At 72.0% G+C, this 14,157-nt stretch carries 12 protein-coding genes, 1 tRNA gene and 2 pseudogenes; 5 read left to right on the forward strand and 10 right to left on the reverse strand.

Annotated elements, in window-relative coordinates; translation table 11 throughout:
* Nucleotides 1–55 precede the first annotated feature (55 nt).
* The 4 genes from ABD990_RS27300 to ABD990_RS27315 form a co-directional block, all read right to left on the reverse strand.
* Entirely contained in the window at nt 56–298 is a 243-nt protein-coding gene (locus tag ABD990_RS27300; RefSeq protein WP_037052399.1) for an acyl carrier protein, read from the reverse strand.
* A 45-nt stretch (nt 299–343) separates the two neighbouring features.
* Nucleotides 344–1,354, reverse strand: a complete 1,011-nt coding sequence (locus tag ABD990_RS27305) for a beta-ketoacyl-ACP synthase III (protein ID WP_425569667.1) — start codon at nt 1,352–1,354, stop codon at nt 344–346.
* Nucleotides 1,351–2,268 carry an ACP S-malonyltransferase gene (locus ABD990_RS27310; RefSeq protein WP_345383620.1) on the reverse strand — a complete coding sequence of 306 codons (918 nt, stop codon included), beginning with the start codon at nt 2,266–2,268 and terminating at the stop codon, nt 1,351–1,353. The genes ABD990_RS27305 and ABD990_RS27310 overlap by 4 nt, the downstream gene beginning before the upstream one ends.
* Nucleotides 2,269–2,419: 151 nt before the next feature.
* Nucleotides 2,420–3,649: a PucR family transcriptional regulator gene (locus ABD990_RS27315; RefSeq protein ID WP_345383621.1), complete on the reverse strand. Its 1,230-nt coding sequence runs from the start codon at nt 3,647–3,649 to the stop codon at nt 2,420–2,422.
* A gap of 53 nt (nt 3,650–3,702) precedes the next feature.
* Here ABD990_RS27315 and ABD990_RS27320 point away from each other — a divergent pair, with 53 nt between their 5' ends.
* Nucleotides 3,703–4,464, forward strand: a complete 762-nt coding sequence (locus ABD990_RS27320) for a pirin family protein (RefSeq protein WP_345383622.1) — start codon at nt 3,703–3,705, stop codon at nt 4,462–4,464.
* A 190-nt stretch (nt 4,465–4,654) separates the two neighbouring features.
* Here the strand turns inward: ABD990_RS27320 and ABD990_RS27325 are convergent, their stop codons facing one another.
* Both ABD990_RS27325 and aceE read right to left on the reverse strand, forming a co-directional pair.
* Nucleotides 4,655–4,861, reverse strand: a complete 207-nt coding sequence (locus ABD990_RS27325; RefSeq protein ID WP_037052393.1) for a cold-shock protein — start codon at nt 4,859–4,861, stop codon at nt 4,655–4,657.
* Nucleotides 4,862–5,115: 254 nt separating this feature from the next.
* Nucleotides 5,116–7,908: a pyruvate dehydrogenase (acetyl-transferring), homodimeric type gene (aceE, locus tag ABD990_RS27330; protein WP_345383623.1), complete on the reverse strand. Its 2,793-nt coding sequence runs from the start codon at nt 7,906–7,908 to the stop codon at nt 5,116–5,118.
* Between the two features lie 222 nt (nt 7,909–8,130).
* On the opposite strand from aceE, the gene ABD990_RS27335 reads away from it, so the two are divergent.
* From ABD990_RS27335 to ABD990_RS27345, 3 genes are all read left to right on the forward strand, one after another.
* Nucleotides 8,131–8,562 (forward strand): DUF3052 domain-containing protein, encoded by a 432-nt coding sequence (locus ABD990_RS27335; RefSeq protein WP_345383624.1) that lies wholly within the window; start codon nt 8,131–8,133, stop codon nt 8,560–8,562.
* Between the two features lie 145 nt (nt 8,563–8,707).
* Nucleotides 8,708–9,166, forward strand: a complete 459-nt coding sequence (locus ABD990_RS27340; RefSeq protein ID WP_345383625.1) for a peroxiredoxin — start codon at nt 8,708–8,710, stop codon at nt 9,164–9,166.
* Nucleotides 9,167–9,198: 32 nt separating this feature from the next.
* Nucleotides 9,199–9,270, forward strand: a tRNA-Val gene (locus ABD990_RS27345).
* A 471-nt stretch (nt 9,271–9,741) separates the two neighbouring features.
* Here ABD990_RS27345 and ABD990_RS27355 read toward each other — a convergent pair.
* Nucleotides 9,742–10,493: pseudogene (locus ABD990_RS27355) on the reverse strand (acetaldehyde dehydrogenase (acetylating)); the annotation flags it as partial.
* 160 nt (nt 10,494–10,653) lie between these two features.
* Here ABD990_RS27355 and ABD990_RS34560 point away from each other — a divergent pair.
* Nucleotides 10,654–10,854: pseudogene (locus ABD990_RS34560) on the forward strand (hypothetical protein); the annotation flags it as partial.
* Nucleotides 10,855–11,012: 158 nt separating this feature from the next.
* Here the strand turns inward: ABD990_RS34560 and ABD990_RS27360 are convergent.
* From ABD990_RS27360 to wrbA, 3 genes are all read right to left on the reverse strand, one after another.
* On the reverse strand, nt 11,013–11,777 hold the full coding sequence (locus ABD990_RS27360; protein WP_345383626.1) for a FadR/GntR family transcriptional regulator: 765 nt from the start codon (nt 11,775–11,777) through the stop codon (nt 11,013–11,015).
* Nucleotides 11,778–11,873: 96 nt separating this feature from the next.
* On the reverse strand, nt 11,874–13,403 hold the full coding sequence (locus ABD990_RS27365; protein ID WP_345383627.1) for an amidase: 1,530 nt from the start codon (nt 13,401–13,403) through the stop codon (nt 11,874–11,876).
* Nucleotides 13,400–14,047 (reverse strand): NAD(P)H:quinone oxidoreductase, encoded by a 648-nt coding sequence (gene wrbA, locus ABD990_RS27370; protein ID WP_345383628.1) that lies wholly within the window; start codon nt 14,045–14,047, stop codon nt 13,400–13,402. Before wrbA ends, ABD990_RS27365 begins: the two co-directional genes overlap by 4 nt.
* Nucleotides 14,048–14,157: the final 110 nt, after the last annotated feature.

Below are 14,157 nucleotides of genomic sequence, written 5' to 3' on the forward strand. Positions count from 1 at the left end.
CGGCCGGAGGGGCCGCGGTGCGCAGCGGCGGACCCGGCGGTGCGGGTCCTCCGCGTTACTGGTTCTTCTCGATGTACGAGACGGCGTCGCCGACGGTCTTGAGCTCGGCGAGCTGGTCGTCCGGGATCTTCACGCCGAACTTGTCCTCGGCCTGCACGGCGATCTCGACCATGGACAGCGAGTCGATGTCGAGGTCGTCGACGAAGGACTTCTCGGCGGTGACCTCGGCGGTGTCGATGCCGGCGACCTCCTCGACGATCTCGGCGAGGCCGGACAGGATCTCGGCGGTGTCAGCCACGGGCGTGCTCCTTCTGGATGGGTGTGGATCGGTCAGGGGGACAGCTCAGGGGACGCGCACGACCTGGCCGGCGTACGACAGCCCCGCGCCGAAGCCTACGAGGAGGGCGATGTCGCCGGAACGCACGCTCCCCGCGGCGCGCATGTGGTCGAGTGCCATGGGGATCGACGCGGACGAGGTGTTGCCGGAATGGACGATGTCGTCGGCCACGCGCATGTCCTCGCGGGCGCCCTCCTTGCGGAGCTTCTTCGCCACGGCCTCGATGATCCGCAGGTTCGCCTGGTGGGGTATCAGTACGTCGATGTCGGCGGGGGTGAGCCCGGCCTTGGCGACCGCGTCGAGCGCGACCGGGGCGATCTGCGTGGTGGCCCACCGGAACACGGCTTGGCCGTGCTGCCAGAGCTTGTTGGTGCTCTCCTCGAGGATCCGGATCGTGGCCGCCTGGTCACCCGCCGAGCCCCAGGAGACGGGCCCCACGCCAATCTCCTCCGGGCTCCGCGCGCCGGTGACCACGGCCGCGCCGGCCCCGTCGGCGAAGATGATGCAGGTCGAGCGGTCGTCCCAGTCGACCCAGTCGGAGAGCTTCTCCGCACCGATGACCAGCACGGTGCGCGCGGAGCCCGCCCGGACCAGGTCGGCGGCGGCGCCCAGGCCGTAGCAGAACCCGGCGCAGGCGGCGTTGAGGTCGAAGGCGGCGGGCGCGCTGATCCCGATCCGGTCGGCGGTCTGCGCCGCGGCGTTCGGGATCGGGGCGGTCATGGTGCAGGTGGCCACGATGACCGTGTCGACGTCGGCGGTGGTCATCCCGGAGTCCTTCAGCGCCCGCGACCCGGCCTCGACGGCCATGTCCACGAGCGTGACGTCCTGGGCGACCCGGCGCTCGACGATGCCGACCCGGTCCCGGATCCACTGGTCGTCCGTCTCCACCCGCTGCGCGAGGTCGTCGTTGGTGACGACGTGCTCGGGCTGGCTGCTGCCCAGGCCGATGATGCGGGCACCGGGCACCGTCGGGGCGAGGCGGAAGGTACTCCCCGCACCGGTCGCAGGTTCGCTCACGCGTGCTCCTCGATGAGCGCGACGGCCTTGTCCAGGTCGTCGGGTGTCTTGAGCGCCAGGGTCTTGACGCCCTTGAGGTCCCGGCGGACCAACCCCACCAGGGTTCCCGCCGGAGGCAGTTCCAACACCGCCGTCACGCCCAGTTCGCCGAGCGTCGCCATGCAGGAGTCCCAGCGGACCGGTCGGGTCACCTGGGCCACGAGCAGGTCGAGCGCGGCGGCGCCGCCCTTGACCACCGAGCCGTCCGAGTTGGTGAGCAGCGGGCGGGTCGGGTCGGCCGGGCTCAGGTCGGCGGCCGCGGCCCGGACGGCGTCCTCGGCCGGGGCCATGAACCGGGTGTGGAAGGCGCCGGCGACGGGCAGCACGGCGGCGCGGCGGGCGCCCTCCGGCGGCTCCTTCTCCAGCTCTTCGATCGCGGCCTGGGGGCCGGCGGCGACGATCTGGCCGGCGCCGTTGCGGTTCGCCGGGTCCAGGCCGAGCGCCTCGAGCCGGGCCAGCACCACGGTCTCGTCGCCGCCCAGGACGGCGGCCATGCCGGTGGGCTCCAGGGCGCAGGCGTCGGCCATCGCGCGGCCGCGGATCGCGGCCAGCCGCACGGCGTCGTCGGGGCCGATCACGCCGGCCACCGCGGCCGCGGCGAGCTCGCCGACCGAGTGGCCGGCGGTGGCGGCGGAGGCGGGCAGGGCGTCGGCGAGCCGGGCGGCGGCGAGCAGGGCGTTGGCGACGACCAGCGGCTGGGTCACGGCCGTGTCCTTGATCTCGTCGGCGTCGGCGGTGGTGCCGAGGCGGGCGAGGTCGAGCCCGGTGGCCTCGGACCAGGCCGCCACGGTCTCGGCGGCGGCGGGGTCCTCCAGCCAGGGCGCGAGCATGCCGGGGGACTGCGACCCCTGACCGGGCGCGAGCAAGGCGATCACAACGCTACAGCCAACACTGCGGCGGCGGGGAACGGAACACCGCCACGCACCACGTTGGCCACCCCGATTTGTGGGTTTCCTCCAACGGGCGGCACGCTACCCACCGGTCGCTCCCGGGCACGTCGAGCGGGGTGTGGAGGGTTCTGCCAGGTCAGGACGGGGTGGCTGGGCCCGCGGGCCCGGCCAGGCGGCCCGCCAGCAGGGCCGTGCGGAGCACCAGCGCGTCCCGGGGATCCGAGGGCGAGCGCCCGGTGAGTTCACTCACGCGCCGCAGCCGGTACCGCACCGTGTTGGGGTGCACGAACAGGGCGCGGGCGCAGGCCTCGAGCGCGCTGCCGCCCTCCAGGTAGGTGGCGAGCGTGCGGAGCAGCTCCCCGCCGGCGGCCTCCAGCGGCGCCACCACGGCGTCCACGAGGAGGCGCAGCGCGGCGGGATCGCCGGAGACCGCGCGCTCGGGGAGGAGGTCGTCGGCGTCGACCGGCCGCGGCGCCGCGGGCCAGCCGGGCGCGGCCCGCAGCCCGGCGAGGGCGTCCCGGGCGGAGACGTGCGCGGCCTCCAGGCTCGGCGCCCGTGGCCCGACGACGACGGGCCCCGGCCCGAAGTCCCCCACCAGCGAGGCGATCGGGTGGGCGCCGTTCCGCGGCCGGTCGTCGGGCGCGATCCGGCCCCGCGGCTCGGTCAGCAGCAGCACCAGCCGGCTGCCCTGCACCCCGACCAGCACCGAGCGGCCGAGCCGGGTGGCGTGCCGGCGGATGCCGGAGAGGATCTCGGCCGCGTCGCCGCCGTCGGCCGCGGGCGGGCTGCCCACCAGCACCCGGACCGCGGCGGCCGGGTCCCAGCCGAGCGCGGCCGCGCGGGAGACCAGCGCGTCGTCCGCGTCGCCGCGGACCACGCCGTCGACGACGAGGGCCTCCTGCCGGGCGTCCCACGCCCCGCGGGTCTCGGCGGCGTTGGCGTAGACGGTGGCGGCGGCGAAGGCGATCTCGCGGCCGAACCGCAGCACGGCCTCGACGAGGATCCGGTACTCGGCCTCGTCGGCGGCCAGCGGCGGCAGCCGCTCCTCGAACACCTCGGTGGCGATCCGCACCAGGTCGACGGTCTGGCGCAGGGACAGCCTGCGGGCGAGGTCGCGCGGCGCGATCCGGAACGCCTCCGCGGTGAGCCGGATCGTCTCGTCCGGCTCGCCGAGCCAGGCGACGAAGTTGCTGACCCCGGTCTGCGTGACGAGCAGGACGCCCGCGCGCCGGTCGGCGGGCAGCCGCGCGAACCACGGCTGGCCGTCCTCCATCGCGGAGAGGCATGCCGCGGCGAGGTCGCCGGTGGCCAGCTCGAGGCGGCGCAGGGTGGCCGCGGAGACCGCCCGCACGTCGGACAGGGTCATATGGGGAAGCATGGCACGCCGGGGCGGGCCGGACGCGCCGGAAGGAGGAGCCTGTGATCGGGTACGGACGGGTGGAGCTGCGCCGCGGTGCGGACCGCCCGCGGACGGTGCACGCCGGCTGCGAGGCGCGGCACGGCTTCTCCTTCGGCTCCCACTACGTCCCGGAGAACACCTTCTTCGGCGCCCTGCTCGCGCACAACGAGGAGCGGGTCGCCCCCGGCGCGGGCTACGACACCCACGCCCACCACGAGGTCGACCTCGTGACCTGGGTGGTGTCCGGCGAGCTGGCGCACGCGGACTCGCTGGGGAACGAGGCCGTGGTGCGGCCGGGGACGGTGCAGGTGCTCTCCGCGGGCACCGGGGTGGAGCACGCCGAGCGGTGCGGCGGGCCCGGCCCCGTCCGGTTCGTGCAGGCCTGGCTCGTCCCGGACCGCCCGCTGCGCGAGCCCGCGCTCGCCCGCCGGGACGTGGCCGACGAGCTGGCCGCGGGCCGCCCGTTCCTCGTCGCGACGGGCGGCGACGCCAGGGACGGGGCGCTCCCGCTCCGCCGCACGGACGCCGAGCTGCACGCCGCCCGGCTGGCCGCCGGCGCCGTGTGGTCCCTGCCCGAGGCGCCCTACCTGCACGTCTTCCTGACCGCGGGCAGCGCGGACACCCACACCGGAGAGCTGGGCGAGGGCGACGAGCTGCGCCTGACCGCACCCACGGTCGGCTCCGCACGCTCCGCCTCCGCGGGCAGCACGGAACTCACCGCGGGCGCGGAGGGCGCCGAGGTGCTGGTCTGGTCGATGGGCAGTGACCTACGACCGGGGTGACGCACTCGCAACGACCCCGGACGTCGACGACCGGGGTGACCGCGTGCTGGTCACCCCGGCCGTCGACGACGTACGGATCGTTCGCTGACACGTGCCGTGCGGGGCTCGCGCCGAGACGGGCGAGGAAAGCGGAACGTACTGTGCGCCGGTTGGTGGGTGGCGTCCCGACCGGCCGGCCGGGACGGGTGGATCAGCCGATCGGCGTCACCTGCGTGGCCTGCGGACCCTTCTGGCCCTGCTCGATGTCGAAGGACACACGCTGTCCCTCGTCGAGGCTCTTGTAGCCGTTGACCTGGATCGCGGAGTAGTGCACGAACACGTCCGCGCCACCACCGTCGGGAGCGAGGAAGCCGTAGCCCTTCTCGCTGTTGAACCACTTGACGGTGCCCTCTGCCATTCTTGCTCTCCTCGTACGTGCTCGAGGCTCTCGCCCCGGGAAACGCCGCCCGGCCGCTACTGTCCGCGCCCTGGTCGGGACGCCGATCCACCACCGGAGGGTCGGCGTCGGGCGGAGCCTAGCGTGATTCGCGTCGCTTGCCGAGGGGTCGTGAGCTGTGTATTCGGCCCGGAACGGGACCGAAACACGCCGAAAGCGACCTAATCGTCGGGAGGGGACCGTCCGGGCGACCGCCGGGCGGCCCCCTCCACCGATCAGGCGACGCCGGAGTCCGACGTCTGCGGGCCGGCGGCCTGCGGGTCGTCGATCCGGTACTTGGCGGCGGCCTCGGCGGGCGCGCCCTTGTCGACCTCGCCCCGCGCGGCGAGCGACTGCAGCGCCCCGACCACGATGGACTCGGCGTCGACCGCGAAGTGCCGCCGGGTGGCGGGCCGGGTGTCGGACAGGCCGAACCCGTCCGTGCCGAGCGTGACGAACGGCGCCGGCACCCACTGCCGGATCTGGTCCGGAACGGCGCGCATCCAGTCCGAGGAGGCGATCACCGGGGTGTCCGTGCCGCCCAGCGCCCGGGTCACGTACGGGACCCGCGGCTCGGCGTCGGGGTGGACGAGGTTGTGGTGCTCGGCCTCCACGCCGTCCCGGCGCAGCTCGCCCCACGACGTCACCGACCACACCTCGGCGCCCACGCCCCACTGTTCGGCCAGCATGTCGCGCGCCTGGATCGCCCACGGCAGCGCGACGCCCGAGGCGAGCAGCCGGACCTGCGGCCCGTCCTCCTTGTTCGTGCCCAGGTAGCGGTAGATGCCGCGGAGCACGCCCTCGGTGTCGAGGCCCTCCGGCTCGGCCGGCTGCGGGTACGGCTCGTTGTAGACCGTCAGGTAGTAGATGACGTTCTCCGGGTCGTCGCCGACCATGCGGCGCAGCCCGTCCTTGACGATGTGGGCGATCTCGAAGCTGAACGCCGGGTCGTACGAGACGATCGCCGGGTTCGTGGCCGCCAGCAGCAGCGAGTGCCCGTCGTTGTGCTGCAGGCCCTCGCCGGTCAGCGTGGTGCGGCCCGCGGTGGCGCCGACCAGGAAGCCACGCGCCATCTGGTCGGACGCCGCCCAGATCGAGTCGCCGGTCCGCTGGAACCCGAACATCGAGTAGAAGACGTAGACCGGGATCATCGGCTCGCCGTGGGTGGCGTACGAGGTGCCCGCCGCGGTGAAGGAGCCGACCGAGCCCGCCTCGTTGATGCCCTCGTGCAGCAGCTGGCCCTGCTCGGACTCCTTGTAGGCCAGCATCAGCGACGCGTCGACGGACGTGTAGTGCTGCCCGTGCGGGTTGTAGATCTTCTGCGTCGGGAACATGGAGTCCATGCCGAACGTGCGGGCCTCGTCCGGGATGATCGGCACGAACCGGGCGCCGATCTCCTTGTCCTTGATGAGTTCGCGCAGCAGCCGGACGAACGCCATCGTCGTGGCGACCTCCTGCTTGCCGGAGCCCTTCCGGATGGTCTCGTAGACCTTGTCGCCCGGCAGCACCAGGGCCTTCGACGTGGTGCGCCGCGAGGGCAGCGGGCCGCCGAGCAGGCGGCGGCGCTCCTTCATGTACTGGATCTCCGGTGCGTCCTCGCCCGGGTGGTAGTACGGCGGCAGGTACGGGTCCTGCTCGAGCTGGGCGTCGGAGATGGGGATGCGCTGCTCGTCCCGGAACTGCTTGAGGTCGTCCAGGGAGAGCTTCTTCATCTGGTGGGTCGCGTTGCGGCCGGCGAAGTGCGAGCCCAGACCGTAGCCCTTGATCGTCTTCGCCAGGATCACCGTCGGCTGGCCGTGGTGCTCGGTCGCGGCCTTGTACGCCGCGTGGACCTTGCGGTAGTCGTGGCCGCCGCGCTTGAGGCCCCAGATCTGGTCGTCCGTGAGCGGCTCGACCATGGCCTTCGTGCGCGGGTCGCGGCCGAAGAAGTGGTCGCGGACGTACGCGCCGTCGTTGGCCTTGTAGGTCTGGTAGTCGCCGTCCGGCGTGGTGTTCATGAGGTTGACCAGGGCGCCGTCGCGGTCGGCGTGGAGCAGGGCGTCCCACTCCCGGCCCCAGATGACCTTGATGACGTTCCAGCCGGCGCCGCGGAAGAAGGCCTCCAGCTCCTGGATGATCTTCCCGTTGCCGCGCACCGGGCCGTCGAGCCGCTGCAGGTTGCAGTTGACGACGAAGGTCAGGTTGTCGAGCTGGTCGGTCGCGGCCACCTGCAGGAGGCCGCGGGACTCCGGCTCGTCCATCTCGCCGTCGCCGAGGAAGGCCCAGACGTGCTGCTGGCTGGTGTCCTTGATGCCGCGGTCGTGCAGGTACCGGTTGAACCGCGCCTGCATGATCGCGTTCATCGGGCCGAGGCCCATGGAGACGGTGGGGAACTCCCAGAAGTCCGGCATCAGCCGCGGGTGCGGGTAGCTCGGCAGGCCGTGGCCCGGGCCGCCGTGGCTGACCTCCTGGCGGAAGCCGTCGAGGCGGTCCTCGGTGAGCCGGCCCTCGAGGTAGGCGCGGGCGTAGACACCGGGGGAGGCGTGGCCCTGGATGTAGACCTGGTCGCCGCCGCCGGGGTGCTCCTTGCCGCGGAAGAAGTGGTTGAAGCCGACCTCGTACAGCGTCGCCGACGAGGCGTAGGAGGAGATGTGCCCGCCCACGCCGATCCCGGGCCGCTGCGCGCGGTGCACCGTCATGGCGGCGTTCCAGCGGATCCAGCGCCGGTACGAGCGCTCGGCCTCCTCGTCGCCGGGGAACCACGGCTCGCGGTCGGTCGGGATGGTGTTGACGTAGTCCGTGCTGGTCAGCGACGGGACCCCGACGTGGCGCTCACGGGCCCGCTGGAGCAGCCGGAGCATCAGGTAGCGGGCGCGCTGCTGCCCGGCGTTGTCGAGCGCGGCGTCGAACGAGTCCAACCACTCGGCGGTCTCCTCCGGGTCGATGTCCGGGAGGTGGGCCGCGAGGCCGTCACGGATGACGTGGACGCGCCGCGGACTCTCGGCGCCGCTGCTGGCCGGGTTGCCGCCGGTGGTGCTCTGGCCGGTCAAGGGGTCTCCCTGGGTGGCTCGTACAGGTGCTGTGCAGTGTTCCGCGTTCCCCGGGGTCGTGCCGGGCGGCAGCCCCCGGGCGGTACCCCTATCGTGCCCCTCGCCGCATGATCACGGTACGGCGGTTGCGCGGGGCCGCATGGTCGTGTTCGGATTCCGCATCCGAACCCACTCGCGGCGGTCGCACCCTGCGCCGCCGTACCGGAGGAAAGAGGTGTACGCGTGGTCGCCGCGGAGGATGCCGGACGTCCGTCCGACATCGCGGGCAAGCTCGGCATCGAGCCGGGCATGGTCGTCCAGGAACTGGGATACGACACCGACGTCGACGACGCGGTCCGCGAGGCCGTCGAGGACGTCACGGGCGAGGACCTCCTCGACGAGGACGCCCAGGAGGTCATCGACGTCATCCTGCTCTGGTTCCGGGAGGGCGACGGCGATCTCGTCGACACCCTCGTGGACGCCCGCAGCATGATGGCCGACAACGGCATGATCTGGGTGCTCACCCCGAAGACCGGCCGGCCGGGCCATCTCGAGCCCAGTGAGATCGCGGAGGCCGCGCCGACCGCGGGCCTGGCGCAGACGTCCAACGTCAGCGTGGGCGAGGACTGGGCCGGCGCGCGGCTGATGTCGCCGAAGGCGGGCAAGAAGCGCTAGGCGGGCCCACGGCGGCGCGGGCGCCACGGCCGGCCCCGTGGGGCGGAGGTGTCGGCCCGTCTCCGCCGTGGCCTAGGCTCGGGAGGAACCGCCCGCCGGCCCACGCCGGCGGGCTCCCGCACGCCTTCGAGGAGATCGACGCACCATGGCACCCGAGGTGGGATCCCAGGCCCCCGACTTCACGCTGAAGGACCAGGACAAGCAGGAGGTCAGCCTGTCCTCCTTCAAGGGCGACAAGGCCGTCCTGGTGGTCTTCTACCCGTTCGCGTTCTCGGGTATTTGCACCGGCGAGCTCTGCACGGTGCGGGACGACCTCTCGTCCTTCCAGAACGACGACGTCCAGATCCTCGCGATCTCCACCGACCCCACCTTCTCGTTGAAGGCGTGGGCCACCGCGGAGAACTACACCTTCCCGCTGCTGTCGGACTTCTGGCCGCATGGCGAGGTCGCCAAGGCCTACGGCGTGTTCAACGAGGGCGCGGGCATGGCCGTCCGCGGCACCTTCCTCGTCGACCGCGAGGGCGTGATCCGCTTCGCCGAGGTCAACCAGCCCGGTGAGGCCCGCGACCAGGAGGGATGGAAGAAGGCCCTCGCGGCGCTCTAGCCGCATCCCGGGGCGGATTCCGCCCCGGTCCCGGGCGCGTAGCTCAGCGGGAGAGCACTCGGTTTACACCCGAGCGGTCGCAGGTTCGATCCCTGCCGCGCCCACCCAGTTCAGCACGGCAGAGCTGTTCGGTTCTGTCACGACCCGCCGGTCTCATGACACCAGTTGTGACACCAACTCCTTCGGTCGCGCTCCAGGGTGCGGTCTTGCCGAGGTGAACCTGTGTCACGACACGCCGTCGAGCGCGGCGTGTCGGCGCGCTGAGCGCGCGACCGTGGCCAGGGGTTGATGGCCGCGCCGATGCTGCCGAGCCCCGCCATCAGCAGGGTGAGCACCTCGAGCTCACGCAGTGACAGCCGATGCGGTAGCTCCTCCAGGGGATGACCGACCAGCAGGACGCGCTCGAAGTCCCCTTCACGCCGTGCGCCGAGCGCACACAGCGACCCGTCGACGTAGCGGACGCCGACCTTGTGGGCGATGACGGAGTTGGCGACGCCGAAGCTCATGTTCTGGTGGCCGTGGTAGCCGACCCAGGCCTCGGCGGTGTCTCCCGAGCCGACCTCGGCGACGAGGGCCTCGGTGGGCTCGTCGAACTGCGGCTCGGCGCGCAGCGTATAGCCGGGCACATACTCCTGCACCGCGTCGACCATCTCGTGGATCGACGCGGTGATCGCGGGGCGGTCGGCGTCGGCACCGATCATGCAGAACACAGTGTCCCGCATGATCATCGGCGGTTCCACCGGGTTCAGGATGATGATCGCCTTACCGCGCCCGGCCCCGCCGACCTCGGCCACGGCCCGGCCGGTGGTGTGGGTGAACTCGTCAATGTTCGCCCGGGTGCCCGCCCCGGCCGAGCGCGACGCGATCGAGGCGACGATCTCGGCGTAGGGCACCGGGGGTGATCCGCGAGACGGCGTGCACGATCGGGATCGTCGCCTGGCCCCCGCAGGTGATCATCGAGACGTTGGGCGAGGCGAGGTGCTCGGCGCCGTTGACCGCGGGCGAGACCATCGGACCCAGGTGCGCGGGGGTGAGGTCGACGGCCTGGATGCCCGCCTCCGCATAGCGGGGGGCGTGGGCGGCGTGCGCCTTGGCCGAGGTCGCCTCGAACACGATCGTCGGCAGCGGGTCCTGGCGGAGCAGCCAGTCCACCCCGTCCGCGCTGGCCTCGATCCCGCGCGCCCGGGCGCGGGCCAGACCCTCGGACTCCACGACGCCCGACGACGTAGCGGACGTCGAGCACCGGACTGCCGGCCAGCTTCGCCAGCAGGTCTGTGCCGATGTTCCCCGGCCCGACGATCGCGGTCGGGATCTTCTCTTGCTGCATGCCGGGACTGTCACACCGTCGCCAGGCCGACGGGAACATTCGACTCGCTCAGTGGAACGCCGGTAGCGCGAGCGACGAGTTCGTTCAGGTGGCGGGCGCCGTCTCCAGCTCATCAGCCAGTCCCGGAAGGTCCCGCCTTCATGAGCAGAGACGCCTGGATGCCGTCAAGGCGAGTGCTCTTCCGGCCCGGCATCAGGCGGCTCACGTCCGAGAAACACTCGACCCCACCGGGAAAGGCCGAGCCCGGTGGGCGATGCGCTGGAAGCCAGCCCTGAACGCCTTCGCGATCACCTTCGCCGGCCGTATCGTCCCCAGCAACGGAAACCAGCCATCACCCCGGCCAGTTACACCGTTCGTCTGACAGTCCCGCGGGCCCGAGACGGTCGCCGTGTCGGCGTTCCCTGCAGGCGCCCGTTGCGGCGGGAAGAACAGAAGTATGGCGCCGTGGCGGCCCGAGGATGGCCTTAGGTTCTCCTGGTAGCGGGTGTTCCGCGAAGGCGAGGCGCTCCGGTCAGCCGCTCACCAGCAGCCGGCGCGCTGGTAGAGCGCTCGGAGGTCGTTGATGTGCTGTCGCATCGCGGCCTCGGCGCCTGGGCCGTCGCCGGCGGCGATGTGCTCTGCGATGTGGCGGTGGTCTTCGTCGACGCGATCCCATTCAGAGCTGTCGGCGCTGTCGGCGGTGGCCTGGAGGAGTCGGGTCCGTAGTACGTCTGCCACAGGCTGCCCCATCATGGTGATCATGAGGTTGCCGGTGGCCATCAGGACGGTGGTGTGGAAGTCCAGGTGCCCGGCGAAGCCGGTGGCGTCGTCCGGCTGTCGGTGGGCGTTTGCTGCGGCCAGGATCGTCTCGAGGGTCTCTGGGTCGGCGCGTTCGGTGGCCAGTCGGGTGGCGATCGGCTCGAGCAGCAGGCGAGCCTCGAGCAGGTCTTCCATCCGCAGCTTGGGCGTCTCCACCAGCACACCGATCGTGGCGCCGAGAGCCGCGACTACTCGCTCCGGGTCGGGGCTGGAGACGAAAGACCCACCGTTGACGCCGCGACGTGTCTCGATCAAGTTCTGGCTGACCAGCATCCGGAGGGCTTCTCGCACGGTGCCGCGGCTCACGCCGAACATCTCGATCAGCTCGGTCTCGCTCGGCAGCCGCTGGCCCGGTCCGAGCAGGCCCGTCAAGATCTGGCCGCGGAGTTCATCGGCGACCTGCTGGTAGGCCGGCCGCACCCGTTGGACGCGTAGCCGGGGCGCGCGTGCGTCGGCTACGTGGGTGCTGTCGGCTTTGCTGGACATGTGGTGTGGACACGCTCCGAGACGAAGAGAAAGTGGCCCCATCCTACGTGGTGGGATCACATGTCCGCGCTTGTGTGCGCGCGGTTCGTCCCTTCCTCAGGGGCATGTCGCGAGGAAGGCATCGACCCCGCCGGGGTCCAGCTCGCCTTCAAGGTAGGGCGTCCAGCTCGGTCCGGAGCCCGTCACGTCATCCGGTGAGCCGGTGGCGATGCCGGGTGCTCGCGAAAGATCGGGAGTGGCCTGAGGTCGTCCTGCTGCGCGTTCGAAGGCGCGCCCGGCGCGGCAACAGGCGATCTCGTCCCAGGGGCGTGCGGTGAACTGGACCGACAGCGGTAGCCCCGTGGACGTGAAGCCGGCCGGGACTGCCAGGGCGGGGAAGCCGGTCAGGTTGGCGTGGGCGGTAAGCAACCCGTAACCCTTGTGCACCGGAAGGCTGTTGCCTCCGATGGCCAGGTTCAGGTCGTCGAGGCGGGGTGCGGAGGTAGCGGTGGTGGGGGTGAGCAGGACGTCGACCGGTTCCAGCGCGGCGAAGACGCGCCGTTGGGCGTCGGCGCGGCGTTGCAGGATCCGGAAGTACTCGGCGGCGGTCACCTCTTGGCCGGCGGCGAGACGCCCGACGCCGACTGGGTCCATGAGGTGGTGGTGCTCGGCGTGCGCGCCGTGGGTCGCCCAGGCTTCGGCCCAGACGATTTCGTAGGAGAGGTCGTGAAGCTCGCGGGCCGCCGGCAGTCCGCTGACCGGGACGATCTGGGCGCCTGTGGTGCGCAGCGCCTCGACGGCCCTCTCGAGTGCCTGGGTGGTCGGCTCGTCGGTGAGGTCTGCCCACCACTCGGGGGCGATGCCGATGCGCAGGGCGGTGGGGGGCGGGTCCTCGAGGTCCCGCTCGATGCTCCGGCCCGCGATGGTGCGTTGATCGGCGGGATCGTGGCCGGAGATGACCTGCAGGAGTGTGAGTGCGTCGGAGACGGTGCGGCTCATGGGGCCCACCACTTCGGCATGCCAGGAGCAGGGCATCACTCCCGCTCGGCTGACCCGCCCCATGGTGGGCTTGAGACCGACGACTCCGCTCCAGGCGGCCGGGATGCGTACCGAGCCGCCGGCGTCGGTGCCGACCGCGAGGGGGATCGTTCCGGCGGCGAGACCCGCCGCGGCGCCGCAGGAGGATCCGCCTGTCCAGTGTTCGGGGCTCCAGGGGTTGCGGGTCGGGCCGAACAGCGGGTTGAGCGGGCCACCGACGCCGAACTCCGTCGTGGCGTCCTTCGTGACGATGACCGCGCCGGCGGCCCGCAGCCGGCGCACGACCGTCGCGTCGTTCGTCGCGCTCCGGTTCCGGTAGAGCCGGGAGCCGCCGGTGCACGGAGCGCCGGCGACGTCTATGACGTCCTTGATCCCGACCGGGACCCCCTCGAGCGGTCGGGGTGCCGCCGAGCGCGAGCGCCATCGTGCGGTGGACTCGGCGGCCGCCGCAGCCGCAGTCTCGTGCAGGACGTGCCAGTGCGCGTTGATGACCGGGTTCGCGTCCGCGATCTGCGTGAAAACGCTCTCGACGACCTCAGAGGGCGTGAGCTCGCCGCCGGCGTAGGCCGTGAGGAGATCGGTGACCGTCGCCGTGTTCGTCTGCATCATCGGGCTCCTGCAAGTTGGGCGGTGATGCGCGCGAACCGGGCCCCCTGGAGTTGGCAGGCCTGCAGCGCAACGTCGTCGGGTGGAGCAGAACCTCGGGAGACGAAGGAGCCGCCATAGGGGTTGCCCGACTCCTTGAGATGGGGGTCGGCGTAGCCGACCGGCATGATGATCGCCCCCCAGTGATAGAAGACGTTGTTCATGGCAAGGATGGTCGACTCGAGCCCGCCGTGGGCGGTCGAGGCGCTCGTGAACGCCGTCCCGACCTTGCTCGCGAGTGCTCCGCGCGCCCACAGCCCGCCGGTCGTGTCGAGGAACTCCTTGAGCTGTCCGGCGGGGCCCCCGAAACGCGTCGGGCTTCCCAGGACGATGCCGTCGGCCCATTCGAGGTCATCGAGCGTCGCCGTGACCGGGTAGGGGTTGCTGTCGACCCAGGCGCGCCAGCGCGGGTTGCGGTCGATCGCTTCGCGAGGAGCGAGTTCGCGGACCGGGCGCAGTCTGACCTCGGCGCCCTCCCCACCGGCGCCCTTGGCGAGCGCCTCGGCCATCGCAGCGATGTTGCCGGTCGCGCTGTAGAAGACGACGGCGATGCGAGGTGCCGATCGGGCCCTGTCCTGTGACCCTGCCTCTTGTACGTGCGACGACACAGCACGCCTCCCCGATCTATAAACATCTGATGTATAGCAGACTTCGGTGCGGTCGGGCCGCCGCACTCGTCGCGCCCGCGGCGGGTGCGACGGGTGCGGCGACTGGCGCG

Source organism: Pseudonocardia yuanmonensis (assembly GCF_039542425.1).
Lineage (GTDB): Bacteria > Actinomycetota > Actinomycetes > Mycobacteriales > Pseudonocardiaceae > Pseudonocardia > Pseudonocardia yuanmonensis.

Excerpts from the sequence above, each read along its gene's own strand:
- ABD990_RS27325 (WP_037052393.1), bottom strand. The coding sequence starts at position 4,861 with ATGGCAGAGGGCACCGTCAAGTGGTTCAACAGCGAGAAGGGCTACGGC.
- ABD990_RS27340 (WP_345383625.1), top strand. The coding sequence starts at position 8,708 with ATGGCACCCGAGGTGGGATCCCAGGCCCCCGACTTCACGCTGAAGGAC.
- ABD990_RS27365 (WP_345383627.1), bottom strand. The coding sequence starts at position 13,403 with ATGATGCAGACGAACACGGCGACGGTCACCGATCTCCTCACGGCCTAC.
- ABD990_RS27315 (WP_345383621.1), bottom strand. The coding sequence starts at position 3,649 with ATGACCCTGTCCGACGTGCGGGCGGTCTCCGCGGCCACCCTGCGCCGC.
- ABD990_RS27360 (WP_345383626.1), bottom strand. The coding sequence starts at position 11,777 with ATGTCCAGCAAAGCCGACAGCACCCACGTAGCCGACGCACGCGCGCCC.